15 protein-coding genes and 1 pseudogene are annotated in these 19,179 nt (G+C 43.0%); 1 reads left to right on the forward strand and 15 read right to left on the reverse strand.

All coding sequences use genetic code 11. The annotated features are described in order from the left end of the window. Positions 1-1,295 precede the first annotated feature (1,295 nt). The 11 genes and pseudogenes from JZI27_RS22835 to JZI27_RS25130 all read right to left on the reverse strand — a co-directional run. On the reverse strand, positions 1,296-3,002 hold the full coding sequence (locus JZI27_RS22835; protein ID WP_280209436.1) for a sensor histidine kinase: 1,707 nt from the start codon (positions 3,000-3,002) through the stop codon (positions 1,296-1,298). Next, the gene (locus JZI27_RS22840) at positions 2,999-3,718 is read right to left on the reverse strand and encodes a response regulator transcription factor (protein WP_280209438.1); all 720 of its coding nucleotides are present in this window, start codon (positions 3,716-3,718) and stop codon (positions 2,999-3,001) included. The genes JZI27_RS22835 and JZI27_RS22840 overlap by 4 nt, the downstream gene beginning before the upstream one ends. 277 nt (positions 3,719-3,995) lie before the next feature. Then, positions 3,996-4,832, reverse strand: coding sequence for a M55 family metallopeptidase (locus JZI27_RS22845; protein ID WP_280209440.1), 837 nt, complete (start codon positions 4,830-4,832; stop codon positions 3,996-3,998). Between the two features lie 44 nt (positions 4,833-4,876). Then, positions 4,877-6,214, reverse strand: coding sequence for a serine hydrolase domain-containing protein (locus tag JZI27_RS22850; RefSeq protein ID WP_280209442.1), 1,338 nt, complete (start codon positions 6,212-6,214; stop codon positions 4,877-4,879). 121 nt (positions 6,215-6,335) lie between these two features. Beyond that, positions 6,336-7,904, reverse strand: a complete 1,569-nt coding sequence (locus JZI27_RS22855) for an ABC transporter substrate-binding protein (RefSeq protein WP_280209444.1) — start codon at positions 7,902-7,904, stop codon at positions 6,336-6,338. 74 nt (positions 7,905-7,978) lie between these two features. After that, positions 7,979-8,956 (reverse strand): ABC transporter ATP-binding protein, encoded by a 978-nt coding sequence (locus tag JZI27_RS22860; protein WP_280209446.1) that lies wholly within the window; start codon positions 8,954-8,956, stop codon positions 7,979-7,981. After that, positions 8,953-9,918 (reverse strand): ABC transporter ATP-binding protein, encoded by a 966-nt coding sequence (locus JZI27_RS22865; RefSeq protein WP_280209447.1) that lies wholly within the window; start codon positions 9,916-9,918, stop codon positions 8,953-8,955. Before JZI27_RS22865 ends, JZI27_RS22860 begins: the two co-directional genes overlap by 4 nt. 16 nt (positions 9,919-9,934) lie before the next feature. Next, entirely contained in the window at positions 9,935-10,768 is an 834-nt protein-coding gene (locus tag JZI27_RS22870; protein WP_280209449.1) for an ABC transporter permease, read from the reverse strand. A 1-nt stretch (position 10,769) separates the two neighbouring features. Beyond that, entirely contained in the window at positions 10,770-11,705 is a 936-nt protein-coding gene (locus JZI27_RS22875) for an ABC transporter permease (RefSeq protein ID WP_280209450.1), read from the reverse strand. A 151-nt stretch (positions 11,706-11,856) separates the two neighbouring features. Further along, positions 11,857-12,537 (reverse strand): M15 family metallopeptidase, encoded by a 681-nt coding sequence (locus JZI27_RS22880; protein ID WP_280209451.1) that lies wholly within the window; start codon positions 12,535-12,537, stop codon positions 11,857-11,859. A 720-nt stretch (positions 12,538-13,257) separates the two neighbouring features. Then, positions 13,258-13,410, reverse strand: a pseudogene (locus JZI27_RS25130) (SF0329 family protein); the annotation flags it as partial. A 432-nt stretch (positions 13,411-13,842) separates the two neighbouring features. Between JZI27_RS25130 and xerS the strand changes: the two are divergent. After that, on the forward strand, positions 13,843-14,934 hold the full coding sequence (gene xerS, locus JZI27_RS22885) for a tyrosine recombinase XerS (protein WP_280209452.1): 1,092 nt from the start codon (positions 13,843-13,845) through the stop codon (positions 14,932-14,934). Positions 14,935-15,165: 231 nt separating this feature from the next. Here the strand turns inward: xerS and JZI27_RS22890 are convergent, their stop codons facing one another. From JZI27_RS22890 to JZI27_RS22905, 4 genes are read right to left on the reverse strand one after another with little or no spacing between them, the layout of a single operon-like run. Next, positions 15,166-16,158: a 2-hydroxyacid dehydrogenase gene (locus tag JZI27_RS22890; RefSeq protein ID WP_280209453.1), complete on the reverse strand. Its 993-nt coding sequence runs from the start codon at positions 16,156-16,158 to the stop codon at positions 15,166-15,168. Continuing rightward, a complete protein-coding gene (locus tag JZI27_RS22895) occupies positions 16,088-17,317 on the reverse strand; it encodes a glycerate kinase (protein WP_280209454.1) in 1,230 nt (409 codons plus the stop codon). The genes JZI27_RS22890 and JZI27_RS22895 overlap by 71 nt, the downstream gene beginning before the upstream one ends. 10 nt (positions 17,318-17,327) lie before the next feature. Then, positions 17,328-18,641 (reverse strand): TRAP transporter large permease, encoded by a 1,314-nt coding sequence (locus JZI27_RS22900; protein ID WP_280209455.1) that lies wholly within the window; start codon positions 18,639-18,641, stop codon positions 17,328-17,330. Next, positions 18,619-19,122 carry a TRAP transporter small permease gene (locus tag JZI27_RS22905; protein ID WP_280209456.1) on the reverse strand — a complete coding sequence of 168 codons (504 nt, stop codon included), beginning with the start codon at positions 19,120-19,122 and terminating at the stop codon, positions 18,619-18,621. Before JZI27_RS22905 ends, JZI27_RS22900 begins: the two co-directional genes overlap by 23 nt. Positions 19,123-19,179 lie beyond the last annotated feature (57 nt).

Consider the following 19,179-nt stretch of genomic DNA (forward strand, 5'->3'; position numbering starts at 1 on the left):
CTTCTACATTGAGACTCACGGCTAATCTGGTACCGGTTGACTGAGTGGATTTCCATTCGTTTTTTGACACAAGACAGATTTTGCCATGACACTAGAACTCCTTTCGCAAGATTCGACAAAATTATACATAAATGTATTAATACATAATTATGTTAACCGTAAATTTATTATGTGAACAGGTCGTTGTGGTAACCATGAAAGGTCTAGTGGTTACCATTTTGAAACCTATACAAAAACCGGTAAAGTTAAATCTAAATCAGATAAGTTAGCCTTAAATGTATACTTAGTTTTAAGCCCGATTTAAATGTTCAAAACAATACTGAGTTAAGTTATGCAAAAGTCATCCATTAATTGATAGTTATATGAGAGATTTCTAGATTTAACAATTATTTTTAATCGTGTGCTGCAATAATAACAAAACATACGTTCTTGTTATGAGTATACCATATATTGGTCCATTCTCCAACAGATAATTACCCATAATTGATATTATGTATAATTATCTAGATCCGGTGATAATGATTGAGTAAACCCCTACTTTAAACGCATCATGCTTTAAGAGTGTTTTGGTACATACATGACGTAGTCCTTACGGTTTAAATTTGTATCGCAGCCATTATCTAAAACTAGAACTCTTTACAAACCAATTTGAGCAGCTTGGAGTATGAAAACCAGCATCAAATTTGAGCATGAAAAAAACCCATAATTCAATAAGATTTACGGGTCACGAACGAAATCAAATGGCCTAACTAATTTTGTATGGCTTAACCAGCCGTGGGTTATAGGAAACACATCTGCAATTCCGTATCTATTATCAGTTTGTACAATATTGAAAATAATATACCTTGCAATCAATTTACCTCGACGCTAGTAAAAATGGAATTTGCATTATGGATTGCTTCAACCTTTAGAGAAAAATGCTATGTTTAATCTCAGTACATGAAATTGCTTTTTCATGTACTGAGATTTGAAAAATGTGTATTTCATCTCACATATAGGATTCTTTTAAAAAACAACCACTCTTGTCTGATAATAATATTGTTTTAGACTGGAGATATTAATCTAACACAATTTTATTTGGAGGCACTGGTTCATTTCATTTGGTCCATCTGTTTCCTTAGACACAAAAACCCGGTGCATTCACCGGGTTTTATTTCTTAACGATTGATTCAATTTGGAATTGCTTTATTTGCTCTTCCGTCTATTGCTCTTACATTATATTTTATTCCAGAATCAGATGGGATAGCGTAAACACCGTCCAAAAAACCTCATGACATCTGAATCGCATGAATTATTCATTCATCAACGAGTGGAATTGTAAAATAAAAACAAACCATATCCGCTTCCTGCCGCACCTCAAAATTGCTATTATGCATAATCAAAATATGCTTCACAATTTCAAGACCAATACCCTCGCTTGGCAATCGTGCCGTCGTTTTTTCTGATGCCCGGTAATAACGCTCCCATATGTGGTTAATGTCTTGCTCGGAAATATATCCATCGTTGCAAATGCGGACCTTCACATTTCCATTCTCTCTTGTAACGCGCACCTCAATAACTTTTTTCTCACTGGAATATTTTAAGGCATTTGAAATCAAATTCGTTAATACTTGCTCAATCCGCCGCCCATCAGCAAAAACCATCGCATCCAGTAAATCAACCTTTAACGTAAAGTTTTCTCGCATAATCTTTTCTGAGAACCTTGAAAGTGCCCCCTCGATAAGGTCACTGATGTATAACGGTGCGGGTTTGTATTCCCAGTATCCTGCCTCCAGCTTTGACAGCTGAATGGTCTCGTCAATCATCTGGGTCAGGTTTTCAATTTCTTGCTCAATAATTCCAAAATAGTATGCAGGCTCCTTTTCAAACATTCCGTTTTCAATAACTTCACTATAAAGTGAAATTATCCCAAGCGGTGTTTTAAACTCATGGGCCAGGTCAGCAAGCAACAGCTTCATACGTTTTTCGTTTACTTTTGCTACCTCAGCCGATTGCTGCAATTCTTCCATTGCTGCTTGAAGGTTGTCTGCCATCACATTTATGCTTTCCGAAAGTTGTCCAACTTCGTTCTGTAAGTTGACATTTGCCCTGACTGAAAAATCCTTGGAAGCAAGCTTACTGGTTACAGTTGAAAGACGTACGATGGGTGCACTCAGCTTCCTGGACAAAATAAATACCGCCGCTATTAAAAGGATGCCAAGAATACAATAAACTGTATAAAAATAATTGCTAAAATATCGTACTTCACTATTGGATACAACAATAGGCCGGATAGTTACAAAATAAGTCACGACTCCGTCAATACGCCTGCTTTCGGAAATGATATAGTACGATGTTCCTCTCTTATCTGTAAACGGCTCTTTTGTAATCTCAGCAAGATATGTTTTGATATCTTTTCTTTCAATCAGGCAATCTTTCATTAGATCATAGATGATTCGTGCACGGTCGTTTAAAAGACTTCCTTCGTTTTCGGTATACCAGTTACTGGTTGCCGTTATTGTTCTCGTGTCCTTTGTTCTCTCTGTTTGTCGATATAGATATATTTTGTTCGTAGAGCGGATCGAGTAGGGTTCGAAGTAATTGCTCTCACCCACACGTACCGCTTCAATCGTCAGTAAATCATTTAAATTAATAGTGGGCAGTTCATTTAATCCGCTAATAAGAATACGACAAATGCCAACTTCGGGTACTCGAACCGTCAAAATGCTTAGATAGTTGAAAAGCCCTTGCCCAATAACGCTGTAATCTTCGGTAAAAGCAAGCACAGGTGCGTCATAAGACACAGCATAGGTACTTAAAACAGAATTGGCCTTCTCATTTTTGCTGTTAGAGAATTGGTCAACCGCACTTTGAAATTCTGCACGGATATCTCTTAATAAAAAATTGCTATATAGAGAAGTGAAATATTTGCCAAAAAATATAAATTGCAAAACAAATACAAGTAAAAATATAGATAAGATTGTAAAGAATATTTGAAGCATTATTGATTTCTTGATTTTCATATGTTTTTCTCGTATTTGTACCCGACAGAAATGACTGTTTTGATATATGTTGAATAAGTCCCAAGCTTACGTCGCATATTTTTTATATGATTATCGACAACACGGCTCTCGTTATAAAAGTCGTAACCCCATACCGCATTGAGAAGATAATCGCGTGTCATGGTACGTCCCTCGTTAAGCATTAAAATTTGCAGCAAATGAAATTCCTTTTGAGTTAATTCGATATTCATCCCATCAATAAGACACCGAAAACCATCTATGTCCAGTTCGATACCTTTTGCTGTTATCTTCACAGGATCAGCTTTGGCCTGCCTTTCAAAAATACGCCGAACTTTAAGGGCGAGAATTGATGCCTTAAACGGTTTGACAATATAATCATCTGCGCCCAAACGGTATCCAAGTGTGTAATAATCATCATCTCCAAGCGCTGTTAGGAAAAGAATCGGTACATCTGAATTCTTCCGGATGCGCTCACAAACATCGAATCCGCTCATATTCGGCAACATGATATCCAGAATAACAAGATCGACTGAGCTTTCAGAAAAGATTTTCATTGCTTGTTCACCGGTTTCGGCCTCAAGCACTTGCAATCCATCTCCATGCAGGAATAGGGTAATAACTTCACGTAGTTTTTGTTCATCTTCAACAATAAGAACAGTTTTATTCATCATTGCCCTATGTCCTTTTTCTTTTATTTGAACTTGCTGATAAACCAACCCTCTTCTATCCGGGAGAGGGATTGGGAAACTGTGGCGGTCATATTCGTACTCTAGTCTTGTGATAGAATTAATAAATTCATTTTTCATATATTACAGAATTTTATTCACCTTTTCAAGCAAACCTTTGTATATCGAGGGTTTGCCTTCCTACAAGCACTGCACGGAAAGGCGTTGAGCACTTCTGGCTTGTTTGAAATCAAATAAGGCAGTAGCAGTCCAAGACTTTCTTGCCTTGTCTAGATTCTGCTACTGCCTTTCCATAATTCGTTGCCTATTAGCCTGTGATCATCCGATTCACTTGGCCTGTAATCAACAACATCGATGTCAGTACAGGCATCATGCTGACCACATCCGCGGATTGGAAACGAATCGTACGTCCTTCGATGAGCTCGACTCCGGGCATCCAGCTGACAGCCGTAGCAAACTGGGATTTGGTGAACTCCACTTCGAGTGTATTTTCTGCCTTCTGGACAAGCGGCTGTACCTTGCTGAGGTTAATCAGCGCCTCTTTTGCTTTCTGACGAATCATCTCGCGTGCACGGACAGGGTGAATCGCCTGGGAGGAGAGCCCGGTAATGCCCGTCTTCACAGCAACTGTAAAGACCCCCGGTATATGCTCCTCCACTTCCTGCACAGTTTGTGAGTCGCCTGTCACCAGTACGACTGGAACGCCAAAGGCTCCAGCAATAGTAGCATTTAATCCTGCCTCTCCCACTTCTTTGCCATTCAGCACTAAACGGTGGATTGCCAAGCTGGAATACGTATGATTGAGCACTGCATCACCCACGCCTGCCTTTCCGTGATACCCGACAAAAAAGGCGGCGTCGTACGTGCTGTCAATTCCTTGCATCATACTCAGCGGCTTGAAGGACCCTCGGATGACGTCCGCCTGTGGATGCAAATCCTCAAGGATCAAATTGTTCATTGGGCCGTGTGACTCATTGACGACAATCTGTGTAGCTCCTGCTTCCAGTGCACCTTCGATGGCAGCGTTTACATCTTGGGTAAGAAGCCGACGTCCTGCCTCGTAATGCCGATTACCTGGAATGGTATCCTCCCACTCCGTAATGCCAGAAATCCCTTCCATGTCCAAGGATATAAACACTTTCATTCGTGATTCCTCCCGTGTTTTGATTAAGCTTTCCGGCTTCCACGTTAATCCTCAAGCTTTTTATATAAGGTCTCGAATCCCGAGCCATAGTCTAGAGAAATCATTGATCCCTCGAATTTAAAACTGATGCCGATGTGAGTAATAAACCGTCCGTCTTTCGCAGGCAAAATTTCGAGTGTCATGGTTCGTTCCCTATTATTGAAAGAAGCAAATAAGCTGTTATCCTTCAAATTTACTGAAATGTCACCCTCATAGTTCCCACACAGAGCTGGGTATTTTGATTTATCAAAATCTTGATCAATAAGTTCATCGGTTGTTGTTATTGGTTGTGGCATCCGACCTTCAACAATAGACTCAATGCCTTCAAGGAATGTACGTCCCCCCCATACATCGCCGCCTGTCCGATTCGTCAACATAACGAAAGTCATTTCCTTATCAATATACCGTATAAACTGAGTGTGATATCCCGGCCATCCGCCTGCATGACGCACACCATAACCTGCTTTTTCATTATTAAATATCCTCCAACCGTACCCGTAGGGCTCCGATTTCCCATTTACATATGTTGGAGTATACATCTCCTGCTGGCTTGCATGGGAGATAATCGTTCCTTCCTTCAATGCAAGACTCCACTTTAGCATGTCATGGAGATTTGAGTTGACGATGCCATCTCCTTCAATCCCATCCAAGGGAATGACAAACTGGCTGTTCTGTGAGTCATCCGGCAGTATATATTCTCCATTTTCGAAAATATAGCCGTACGCATAATTAGGAATGGTATCTCCGTTCAAACGCCTGTGATAGACGCAGGTGCTATTCATATTTGCCGGTTGAAAAATCTCTTTTTCTAAAAAAGTACCAAATGGCATGCCTGATGCCTTTTCTATGATCAAAGCCAAAGCAGCATAGCCTGTATTTGAATAACTCCATTTGGTACCTACTGCAAATTCTTCTGGAAGATTGGATTCAATAAGAAATTTTTCGATAACATCATTTTTGGGTATTGTTCCCGTTAGCTCAGCCTGCTTGTTTACCCACTCCATGTAATCAGGGATTCCTGCAGTGTGGTTAAGTAGATTCTTTATCGTTCGTCCTTTATAGGGGATCCCGGGAAAATACTTTTCCAAGTCATCGTTTAGGGAAAGAACCCCTTTATCGCGAAGCAATATGATTGCAGAAGCTGTAAACTGCTTACTCACAGATGCTAGTTCAAATACGCTATCCAGATTTAGTTCTGTTTTTTTTGCCATATTGGCAATTCCAAGTGCTGTTTCAAAAAGGATGTCATTCTTGTGCGCAAGCAATATGCACCCGTTAAAAAAGCCACGTTCATACGCTTCCTTCGTATAGCTTTGCATCATTTTGGATATTGAATTTTGCATGATTTAATCCTCCATATAAATGATTCACTCATCAACGAGTGGAATGGTAAAAATGGGGGGTAGTTGCCATACACGTAGCAACTCTCATAAGCTTGTGGATAGAATCCTTGTATGACAAGCACTATTGTACGTCGTTAAAATACGGAATGTTATTAAGTACTCTAAAATTAGGTAAAAGCTTTTTATTGTAGACAAGCAACGAATTTACACGAACAAGCGGAAGATTGCATCTTGAATCCATGAGCATCTCCTGAGCCTTGGTATAACCTGCAATACGCTTATCTTTATCTGCCGTAGTGATAGCCTCTTGAAGAATTTTATCGTACGCGTTAAAGTCAAATATGTTCTGGTCCCTGACAATATAGGGAAGTGTACCTGCTGTGTCACCCCATGAAAACACACTGATAGCTGCTTCATGCTTGTCGCTTTTATACAAATTTTTGAATGACCCAAAATCAATATAGTTGATATTCATCTTTATACCTTGTTCTTTAAATTGAATTTGGAGGCATTCAGCAAGATTTTTCAGAGCATCACTATTGAACGATAAAGTAAATTCAAACTTTTTGCCGTTGCTATCCAAAAATCCGTCTCCATCGCTATCATTCCAGCCTTTGTCCGAAAGAATCTGCAAACCACGTTTGGCGTCATTCACGTATTTTGCCTTAAAATACTCTTCAGCCGAAGAACTATAATCTGACATTCCGGCTACACTATAAGCATATACTGGTTCGTAGTTTCCATTGGAATATACTTTTGTTTGTTCCCGGTCAATCAAAAGCATCATTGCCAGTCTGATATCGGGATCTTTGAAAAGCTCGAAATCGTTATTCATTTCGAAGCGTGTTACATTAGGTTGTGATTCCCATTCCGTAACGATATCCGCATTATCTGCCAACTGAGCCTTTACGTCGGCCGAGAGACCTTCCACATTTGCGATTTCTCCGGATAACATACCTTGCACATTTGCAAACGTGTCTTTAATAAAACGGACAGTGATTGTTTCAATATTCATTGGACCTTTATTGATAACATGTTGATTGTATGTTTTATAATAAGGATTCTTCTTCAACGTTACGTGATCACCGGCGACATATTCATCAACATAGTATGCGCCATAAATAGTGGCGCCCCACAGTAATTGCTCCTTTGTCTTGCCGCTACTTTCAGCTGCTTTTAAAATAGGCATGAGGTTCGACCCGAGATTAAACAAAAATGTTGTCGAAGGTGTGCTCAGAGAAACAATCACATTATTACCGCTGACTTCGACAGATTTGACTGCTGCAAAATCACTAGCAAAGGGACTTACTTTTATTACATGTTCAATAGAAAATTTCACATCATTCGGTGTAACAGATGTACCATCATGAAACCGGAGGTCATCAGGCATTTCAATCGTAACAGTTAGGCCGTCCGGACTGACATTATAAGATTTTGCAACGTTTGAGGTCATGGATCCATCCGTTTCATAATTGAGCAGTGAATCGGCAATTAAATATTGGGTAGCAAAAGAATTATTTGTTTGAGCTATATCTGCACCTTGCCATTCACCAGAAGAAATCACGATTGACCGTGGTGCTGCAGCTGTCTTTTCTTGATCATCTTTATTATCAGCTTTATTGCAACCAGTAACGAAACTAAAAAGTAACATAAGGACCAAAACCATACCAAAAATATGTTTACGTTTCATCGTCATGCCTCCTTCGAAATTTCACTAGAATCTTCAAGGATTTAATAAAAGCTGTTTGTTTTCCCCCTTTCTTTTTATTTTTCATTGTATAAATGGCACGCAGCTAAATGGCCCTTTGAGATTTCGATAAGTTCAGGCGAGATTTTTCTGCAAGCCTCCGTGACATGCATGCATCGCGACACCAAACTGCATCCGGGCGTGGCATCAATAAGACTCCCAGTCTCTCCCCCAAGCAAAGGTACTTTTGTACCCCGCAGCCTTGGATTCATGATGGGCACTGCTGCCATGAGTCCAACCGTATAAGGGTGTTTTGGATGTAAAAACACTTCCTCGGCAGGCCCGTATTCAACAATTTTGCCTAGATACATTACGGCAATTTTATCGCTTACATAGCGAATAACATTGAGGTCATGGCTGATAACCAAATAGGTCAAGCCATACTCCTCCTGCAAATCAAGCAACAGGTTGAGTACCTGAGCTTGAACAGATATATCAAGTGCACTGGTTGGCTCGTCCAATATCATGATTTTGGGACGAACAGCCAACGCGCGTGCTACTGCAATGCGCTGAAGTTGCCCTCCGGAAAGCTGGTGCGGGTAGCTTTCCAGATAACAAGCATCCAGCTTTACTTTCTCCATTACTTCACGGGCTCGTGTTTTCGCTTCCTTTAGCGGCACACCATAAATTCGCATTGGCCGCATAATAGATTCCTCAACCGTGATACGCGGGTTGAGATTAGAGGCCGGGTCCTGAAAAACTACCGCAATATCATGCCGCATTTTTTTTAATGCGCTCCTGCCGATACGATTCATATCCGTACCATTTATAGTCACAGTACCATCTGTTTGCTTGATTAGTCCAAGTATGATACGAGCAAGTGTAGTTTTTCCTGACCCTGATTCGCCTACAATACCTACAATCTCGCCCTTTTGAACGGTCAGACTAACATCGTCAACTGCTTTCATAGCAATTTTACGTTTGTTAAACAGGAATCCCTCTGTGATATAAAAGTGCTTTTTTATGTTTGTAATTTGAATCAATGCATCGCTCATAGTATTTCCTCTCTATGGCAGCTGACAAAGTGCCCGGTAGTAATTTCACGCATAGTCGGTGTCTTTGAACGGCAGATATCTTCTGCAAAAGGACAACGGTTTGCAAACCGGCAACCGATATATTCTCCAATTATGCGTGGGACAGTACCTTCAATCGTTGAAATACGGCCAAAGTTCTTTGAATGACGTGGTAGCGCTCGCATCAATGCCTTCGTATAAGGATGCAAAGGATTTTCAAATATTGTATTGACATCCCCCATTTCAACAAGCTCACCTGCATACATTACTCCCACACGATCAGCGATTTCCGCGACAATCCCTAAATTGTGAGTGATAACAAGGATTGCCGTACCGTACTGCTCTCGTAGCGAGCGCATAATATTGAGTATCTGAGCCTCAGTAGTTACATCGAGTGCCGTTGTGGGTTCATCGGCTATTAACAGTTCCGGATTGCGTGACAGCATCATTGCTATCATCACTCTCTGGCGCATGCCTCCTGACATCTCATTCGGAAAGCTTTTCATGCGGCGCTCAGCGTCGGGAATCTTAACATCTTGGTAGAGCTGAAGTACTTTTGACCATGCCTGCTGACGAGTAACCTTGTCAAGCGTTAAGGCTTCATATACCTGTGTGCCTGAGCGGTAAACCGGATTAAGTGAATCAAGTGGGTTTTGGAAGATCATTCCGATTTTTCGCCCCCGTACACGATTCATCTCAAGGTTTGAAAGTGTTAGAAGGTTTGTTCCTTTGAATTCGATTTCTCCAGAAACCGATGTGTTGCGATCCATAAGCAAACGCATGATTGCTAATGAAAGAGTCGATTTACCGCAACCAGATTCGCCGAGAAACGCAAAAATTTCTTTTGGTTTGATATCGAGACTCACATTATTTACTGCAGACAACGTACCACCACGTACGGCATAGTCTATTTTAAGATTTTTAATTTTCAGAAGTGTTTCCATTTGTATGCAAGCCCCCTTATAGCGACCGTAAACGCGGGTCGATCAGATCGCGCAGCCCTTCCCCAAGCATTGAAAAACCAAGGGTCGTATAAACAAGTGCTAAACCAGGTGCTATGCCCAGCCATGGTGCCATGGTCAATTGCCGGACACTATCACTTAAAGCAAGTCCCCAATCTGGTGACGGTGATTGAGCCCCTAAGCCAAGAAAGCTAAGGGCAGTTGTTGACATGATAGCGCTTGGTATTGATATTGACGCAATCACTATCATAGATGGAACAACGTTTGGCAATATATAGCGAAAAAGTAAAGCTGGAGTGCTTTCGCCAAAAGCAATGCCTGTCTCCAAAAATGCCATGTTTTTAATTGACATTGTCTTTGCACGTACAATACGACCATACTGAGCCCAGCTTACTACTGCGATCGCTATTATTGCATTGTTAAGACTTTGCCCAAGTACCGAAACAACCGCAAATGCTATAATAAGCGGCGGCATCGACCAGGTAATATCCATAATGAATGATAAAATCCGATCGATCCATCCTCCAAAATAGCCGCACAACAAACCGATTGTAACGCCTATTACAAGCTGGATGCCGACCGATTGTGCCGCAATCTGCAATGCGATGCGTGCTCCATACAAAATACGACTGAATACATCCCGCCCATAGAAATCGGTACCTAATAAATGTTGCATACTTGGCTCTTGAAGCCTTTCGTTCATCATTGAATCATCGTATCGATAGGGTGCTATAAAATTAGCAAATAAAGCCACAAATAAAAGCAATAAAATCATACTACTACCGATAATTAAATTAGAATATTTCGCTTTATTTTTTAAGAATTTTTTCATATCAGTTACCTCTCGAAATTTCCATACGAATTCGTGGATCCAACATCCCGTTAATCAGATCACTTGCAAGATTGCACAAAACAGTCAATACGGTAATGATCAATACACAAGCCTGAACAACCGGGAAATCCTGATTCGTAATTGCGTTTGTCAAATAACTGCCCATACCCGGAATGACAAATACATTCTCGATTATTACTGCCCCCGAAATGATCCACGGTATATCCATAAAAACCAAAGTAACAATAAGGATCAATGAATTACGGAGTACATGGCGAATAATTACAGCCTTGTCAGACAATCCTTTTGCATATGCTGTCAGCACATATTTCTCACGAAAAACATCCAGGACCTCTGTTTTTGCTAATCGAATCAATCCTGCAGCCCCACCGAATGCAACGGATATAATAGGCAGGATAAAGTGATTTGCACTTGAATAGCCATTCATCGGCAGCCATTTTAGTGTTATTGAAAACAAAAGAATAAGTAGTATCCCTAGCCAATAATTAGGAATAACCTGAGTTACACTTGCAAATGTCATAAGCAGTCGATCGACCCATGAGTCTTTCTTATATGCGGCTACTAAACCCAACGGTATTGATACTAGTACTTGAATGACTGTTGCAATACCGATCAGTTTTAATGTCAATGGAATACGCTGACTCAAGGCTTCCGCTACTGGCTGTTTTGTCTTTATTGAAATGCCAAAATCGCCAGAAAGCACCTTCTTCAGCCAGTTATAATATTGAATATATATTGGTTTATCCAAGCCATAACTGATTCGTAATTCAACCTTTTTCTCAGGAGGTACACGATCCCCCGTAAGAATATCGATCGGATCTCCCGGCATGATATACAATAAAGCAAATGCCAGGTAGCTCACAGTTATAATGAGCAGCAACCCTTGGGTAAGGCGTTTGATTGAATAAGCTCCCATTCCGTAACCTCCATTCTACTGGCAAGGTATGGGAAATCCGGTAAAATACCGTCCACTTTATCCGCATTATCGATAGTACCTTGCTCTTGCAATCGCATGATTCTGCTTCACTCCCATTTGGAACATTATTTAGTGGAACATGATACTTACATTACAATTGAAAGCGTATTTGTTGATAAATTGCCTCTGCCTTGCCGTAATAGTTCGCCCATTCTCGGTCTCCGTAGGAAAAATGCCACCATTCGCCGTCAAATGGAGCAAACCCGGCCTTTACCATGCAATTCCGCAATAATTGCCGGTTGTTCCACACTGGTCTCTCGACAAACAGAGAAAATACATGGACGTCTTTATCCGGCACAAACGCTGGACCCATGTCAATGGGCGCACCATCCGATCCGATGATTCGAAGGTCAACCGCACCGCCTGTCGGATGTCCTGCAACGTCTGGGGCTGCACTGAAACGATGCGCAGCTTCTGTTAAATCATCTCCCTCCAGTTGTGGCTCTCGATCAATCAGAAATTGCTTGATATCATTATGAGTTTTTTCCTGAATTTCGGGATGACGATACCCACATAAAATCTCAAGATTATAATCTTGATTGATTTCCTTTAAAGCTTTTTGGGCTTGAATAAGCATTTTCAGAACATTGGAACGGACAAATATTTGGTTACCGGTGTATTTCTTGTAGTCCTCCAGGATTTGGATCTTCCCTTCGAATTCTCCTCCGATTGGAACCAATGATTCTCCATTATCGTGTACCGGAATCCTTTTGAATTCTTTATAAGTTGGAAGTTTACTTTCAAGCAATTCATAATAGGATTTTTTATCCATTTTTTTCTCCTCCTTGTTCACTTTGATCTACTTGCTTACACAAAGTATTAATGTGAAAATGCCAGTCAATTAACGTAGTTTTCTGTTATTTCAGATAATTCATTATTTAGTTTAATAGCAAACATCAACATACTTGTGTATCTCGTGTATGTTTTATGTAATGTTGTGTTCCAATCTAGGGCCCCAAACAAACAATGATCAACCCAACATCACTCAGAACGAGATGATGAATAATTAGTCATACGTTTCCCTCGCCAATTGTTCATAAATAGCCCCCCGGAGTGCACCAGTGGTATATGTCCCCGCCAGCCCTCACGACAAAAACGTAGACAAACCCCATGAACAAATTGATTCATTGAATCATCGGGAAATCGCGAGCGGAATTGGCCCCTCTTCAATAATGAATAAGTCCTAAGGATGCTAAACTAACACTACATAAAGATAAAGATCAAGATTGTTTAATGGAAGCTATTAATGCTAAAGAGTAGCAAACACAAAGAAGCGGACTATGACTTTTCTAGTCTTAGTCCGCCACTGTTTTGCTATAGAAGCGTATGTTTTGCCGACCCATCGTTTTCATAATTGAACGTGCTTAAAGTATCAATCAATACATACGGTTGGTAAATTACATACCTTCCGCTGCAAATAGCGCTACATCAGAGGAGTGTAAAGAAACAGACTTTACAGGGCTCTCGATTGGAAATTGATCAGTTAATTATTTTATAAGGTACTAAGCCGTAGTTCATAAAAATACTGAACAATTGGATGCTTTAACTTCATTTTCTCGCTCATGTTTAAAATTCGCTTTTTTCCAACTCGTCTGTCCACCAAAGCTAAAATATTCAATAAGATATCATTGCTCTCCATGCTTTCCTATCTTCAAGATCGATTTCTCTGAGTTGACCATCCTGGAAATGGACAGAGATGATCTGAGAAGTAATAATTTTTCGATGACTTGTGCGGCCGAACATTGCAAAATGATTCCCTTTATTGTCTACGTAATTTTGGTTAACCGTGTTGTATACGACATTCTTTACTGTCACGTTAGGATAGTTTTGTAGTTTTCTAAGATTCATTTCTCTTACACCATACCTATCCACAGATAGCTCATTACCCCCTGTTTTTTCCAATTATTGTCTCACCTCAAAGATGACTTTTCAACGCATCAATGGCCGTTAAAAAATTGAGCAGCAGAGTACTTTCCACAATATTCCTTATAGAATATAATAAAAACATACGTTCTTTGTAGTAAACATTTATTTTCTACATATAAATACAACCAGATTTCAAGGAAGCCCATCCTCTATGCTTACAATAAGACAGAAACATAAAGCTGAGGTTCAAGACCGACTAACCCGTCTTCCATATTACGTAGATCTTTATTTTCAGTACCTCGAGCACGAAAAAAAGTGCTCGCCCTCTACTTTACGGGGATATGCGTTAGACTATGAGATGTTTTTCAGTTGGATGATAGTTGAATCTTTAAGCACAGCTGAGAACACTAGCACTATCCCTCTTTCCGATCTTGATAATCTTCATCGAACAAACATCCAGGGATATATCAGTCACTTAAAAAGACACGGGAAACATAAAAAGTCGTCCGAAGAACAGAGTGAATCCGCTATCAGCCGAAAATTATCCTCATTGAAGTCATTGTTTAACTGGCTGTATAAAGAAGAGGATCCAGAAGACAGGAACCAGACCCTGCTTAACTATAACGTAATGGCCAAGATTGAAATAACAAGCAAAAAATCAACTCCTGCAGCTGTCCGAGCGAGAATGAAACCAAAGTCTATTGGCACCAACGATATTACTGATTTTATTGATTTTGTTAATTCTGGGTATCGCTCTGTGTGTACCCATAAACTTCAATTATCGAATCATGATCAGAATCGTGAACGGGATACAGCGATGATTGCACTTACATTAGGCAGCGGCATTCGACTTTCAGAACTAGTTAATCTCAACCTTGACCAGATTGATAAAAAAGATCGGCAACTTCTCATAAACCGGAAGGGTAATAAAGAAGATGCTCCCTTCTTTTCAATTGAGGCCCTATATTGGTTAGAGAAGTATCTTGAGGTTCGTGAAGTTCGATATATACCTGACAAGAATGAAACTGCCTTGTTTTTATCTGCGGGTAAAACCCATGGAAAAAGATTGCACTGGAGAACGTTTCAAGAGATCGTGAAGAAGTACGGTGCAGCATATGGCAAACCTAGCCTTACCGTTCACGGACTACGCCACAGCTTTGCGTCAAAGTACATTGAAGATCCTGAATCAACTCTCCCCTCTCTTCAAACACAGCTTGGACATAGCTCAATAACTACGACGCAAACCTACACTCATACGTCTGAAGATCAGCAACGTTCGTCTGTTGACCGAGTTACTCGCTAATTATAGTCAACGAAACATTTATTATGTAAACAAAACTCTTATGCTAGTTATTACAAAACCCCAGTAGGAAAACCGTATTTCCTACTGGGGTTTTATAATAGAGATTACCTCAAACCAGATACTAATTAAATAGGCGTCGCGTATTGGCGAAGGTGAATGGATATTACACCAAAAAATGACTGAAGCATCGCGCATCTGCCTACCGCAGCACCCGATTGAACTGCTTTGCCATTATTTTCGGTCCGTCAACCCACGAACGTCTTTGTTCACGAGATGGGTAGGCATTTGGCCAGATACGCCTTGCAGCAAATTAGCTGCAGCAAGCTCCGCCATGCGCGTCCGCGTTTGTATCGATGCACTACCGATGTGCGGGAGCGTCACGACGTTGGGCAGTGTCAGCAGCGGATGGTCTAGGCTGACAGGCTCCTGCTCGAAGACGTCGAGACCCGCTGCCCAGAGCTTGTTGTCCCTCAATGCTTCATACAATGCGGCTTCATTGACGATGCCACCCCTGGCTGTGTTGATCAGAATGGCTGTCGGCTTCATCAAACTCAACTCGCGCTTGTCGATCAGGTTGCGCGTATGTGGCGTATACGGTGCCAGCACACAAACGTAGTCCGATACCTGCAGCAGTCGTTCCAGACTTGCGTATTCCAGTCCGAGCTCTTTTTCCGCATTTTCCTTGCGGTTGCGATTGTAGTACAGAACATGCATGTCGAAGCCCTTCGCCCGCTTTGCCAGCGCTTCGCCAATCCGTCCCAAACCGATAATCCCCATCGTCGCACCGTAGATATCCTGCCCGGTCATTTGCATCGGCGACCAGGCTTTCCAATTTCCTTTGCGCACGTAATCACTCGCTTCAACAATTCTGCGGGCTGTAGCCATCAACAAGGCAAAAGTCAGATCGGCAGTGGTTTCTGTCAGTACTCCCGGTGTATTCGTCACCAAGATGCCTTTTGTCGTGGCGGCATCGACATCGATATTGTTGAACCCCACTGCCATGTTGCTCACAACGGAAAGCTGTTTCGCCCGAGTGAGCAAATCTTCGTCAATCGTTTCTGTCAACATGCATAACAGACCGTCAACCGCTTGTATTTTATCTACCAATACTTCGCGCGGCACTGGTACATCCGTTTCGTCCCACATGTCCATTTCACAGCTCTCGCGAAGCTTGGCCACTGCTGATTCCGGAATCCTTCGCGTGATATACACTTTGGGTCGCATGTTTCTCTTCCTCTCCTAGATGTAATGTAGAGCGCAAATACAGCAAGCGCACGAGCTGCTCCGCCTGCTTTTCCGCCCAGACAGCCGCCTGTTCCATCGCCTGCTCCAGACTGCACGGCTTGGGAACGATGGAGAATCCGGCAAGCAACCCGATCTGCTCCATCTGTTCGGTAGCCAACTCCATACCACCACAGAGGGCAACCGTCGCAATGCCCTGCTGCCTTGCCTGTCGGCAAACACCTGCGATGACTTTGCCCGAAAGGGTTTGCGTGTCCAGCTTGCCCTCCCCGGTGATGATCAGATCAGCGCCTTGCAGCTTGTCGGAAAACTGAATCGCTTCCATGACCAGTTCGATGCCCGGCTTGAAGTCTGCATGCAAAAAGGCCAGGAGCGCAGCCCCCATTCCGCCAGCAGCGCCGCTCCCTGGTAGCTTTCGAACATCGTTTCCGGTCAATGCGGCGATTTGCCCGCCAAAGTGGTCGAGTGCACGGTCAAGCTGCTTCACCATTTCGGGTGTAGCGCCTTTTTGCGGACCAAAGACAGCGGATGCTCCTTCCGTACCGCACAATGGATTCGTCACGTCACTGGCAATTGTAAAGCGGGACTCGCTTAATCGCTGATCGAGTCCCGAAGCATTGATCAATGCCAGCCCTTCCAGAGCTGCACCACCGTCACTGAGCTCACGCCCGGCATGATCGAAAAACTGGACACCGAGTGCCTTGAGCATTCCTGCTCCGCCATCATTGGTCGCACTTCCCCCCAATCCGACGATGAAGCGTCGGTAACCTGCACCAAGCGCGTGTGAGATGAGCTCGCCCGTACCATAGCTGCTCGTAACAAGCGGATCTCGTTCGTCTGCTTGCAGTAAAGGCAGTCCTGATGCCTTGGCCATCTCGATGACGACTGTCGTTTCATCCCCCAGGATGCCATAGGCTGACTGGATCGGCCTGCCCAGCGGATCGTGAACGATGCATTCAACTATTTTGCCGTTTGTGGCGTGTACGAGGTTCTCCATCGTCCCTTCCCCCCCATCTGCGAGCGGCAGTTCCACTACGTCAATGTCAGGGGCGATGGCAAGAATTCCGCGACGAATCGCCGCGCAAAGATCGCGAGCGGAAATCGATCCTTTAAATGAGTCAGGTGCAAGTACGATTTTCATTGCATTCCCCCTATTGTTTGAAAAGCGCTGGCAACCACAGGCTTATTTGTGGGAGGTACGTCACAAGCAGGATGTCAATTAGCAGAACAAGATAAAATGGCAGCATTGATTTCATTATTTGCTCGATTCGCAACCCTGCGATCTGGCACGCTACGAACAGGTTGACGCCGATCGGCGGCGTCACCATTCCAACAGCCAGGTTCACGATGATAATTATCCCGAAGTGAATCGGGTCAATTCCGAATTGCATCGCAACCGGAGTGAGGATGGGCGCTACGATGACGATGGACGCGCCAGTCTCTAAAAACATTCCGATAAAGAGCAGCAGAAGGTTTACAAGCAAAAGGAAAACAATAGGACTATCCGAGATGGAGACAAACCAACCGGCAACCAGAGACGGTACTTTTTCTGCCGTGAGCACCCAGCCAAGCAATCCGTCATTGCCGATAATCAGCATGATAACCGCTGTAGACATTACCGACCCGCGCAAAATGTCCATCATTTTTATGTAGTCCAGGGTCCGATAGACAAACATGCCGAGGACGAGTGCGTAACCGACAGCCACTGCTGCTGCCTCAGTCGGAGTGAAGACTCCCCCGTAGATCCCGCCAAGAATGATCACAGGCATCAATAACGGCAAAATGGCTTGGCGAAATGCGTGCAGCCTGCCGCTCCAGCTCATGAGCCGCGCCTCTTCCGCCTGTTCCTCCGCACTCATTTCTTTGCGGCCATACCCGTTTTTCTTGCTGACAAAATAAATCGTCAACATTAACGATACACTAATGAGCAGTCCCGGCCCAACACCTGCCAAAAACAAATCGCCGATGCTAATCGCCGTTCCCGCGCTCAGCGCAAAAATGATCATCGGGATGGAGGGAGGGATGATCACCCCTAGTTCTCCGGAAACCGCTTGCACTGAAGTAGAAAACGGCTTCGGAAAGCTCCGCTTGGTCATGGCCGGAATCAGAATGCTCCCGATTGCTGCCGTAGTAGCTGCACTGGAGCCGGAAATCGAGGCGAAAAACATCGCCGTCAATACCGTTACCATTCCCAGGCCGCCGGTCATTCGTCCGACAAGCGAATTCGCTAACTGGATCAGGCGCTGGGAAATTCCGCTATGCTCCATGATATTACCGGCGAGGATAAAAAATGGAATGGCCATGAGTGGAAACGAATCAAGGCTTGAAAACACGCGTTGGATGACGACCTGCAGGGATATTCCCCCGTTCGTCATGGCCAAAACACTAGCAAATCCCATCGAAAAGGCGACAGGAACACCGACGATGAACAGAACCAGTAAGCTAGAGAACAAGATCGCCGCCATGTTTGTCCTCCTCTTTTTTGGTGAAAATTTCGAAAAGAGCCACGAGGCTGTTCAACAGCGCCAAGAGCGATCCGACCGGTATTGCGGCATACGTCCAGGAGACCGGGATATCCATAGCCCCAGTCGATTGACCGCCAAGATTTGTCATGATCCCAAAGCCGTATTTGATCAGCAGAAACAGCAGGACCATGTTAATGAGAACTGTAACCACTTCCATCATTTTTTTTATTGCTTTGGGGACGAGGTGTTGAACAACCTCAACCGCGATAAGGTGTCCTTTGCGCAGTGCTACCGCTGTTCCCAAAAAGACAATCCAGATCATTGCATAGCGCACTAATTCTTCCGACCATACAAACGGGCTTTTCAGCAGGTAACGGGCAAAGACTTGAACCAAAGTAAGCAGCGCAGCCAGCCCAAAAATTACGGCGATTCCATTGAAAACCCACTTGTTGATGCGATCTACCAGGGGTACCGCCAGCAAAACGCAGATTTACAACGCTAAGGACTTCTGGATATAAAAATAGCCGGTTTTCACCAC

It is taken from the genome of Brevibacillus sp. AY1 (assembly GCF_029870785.1).
Lineage (GTDB): Bacteria > Bacillota > Bacilli > Brevibacillales > Brevibacillaceae > Brevibacillus > Brevibacillus invocatus.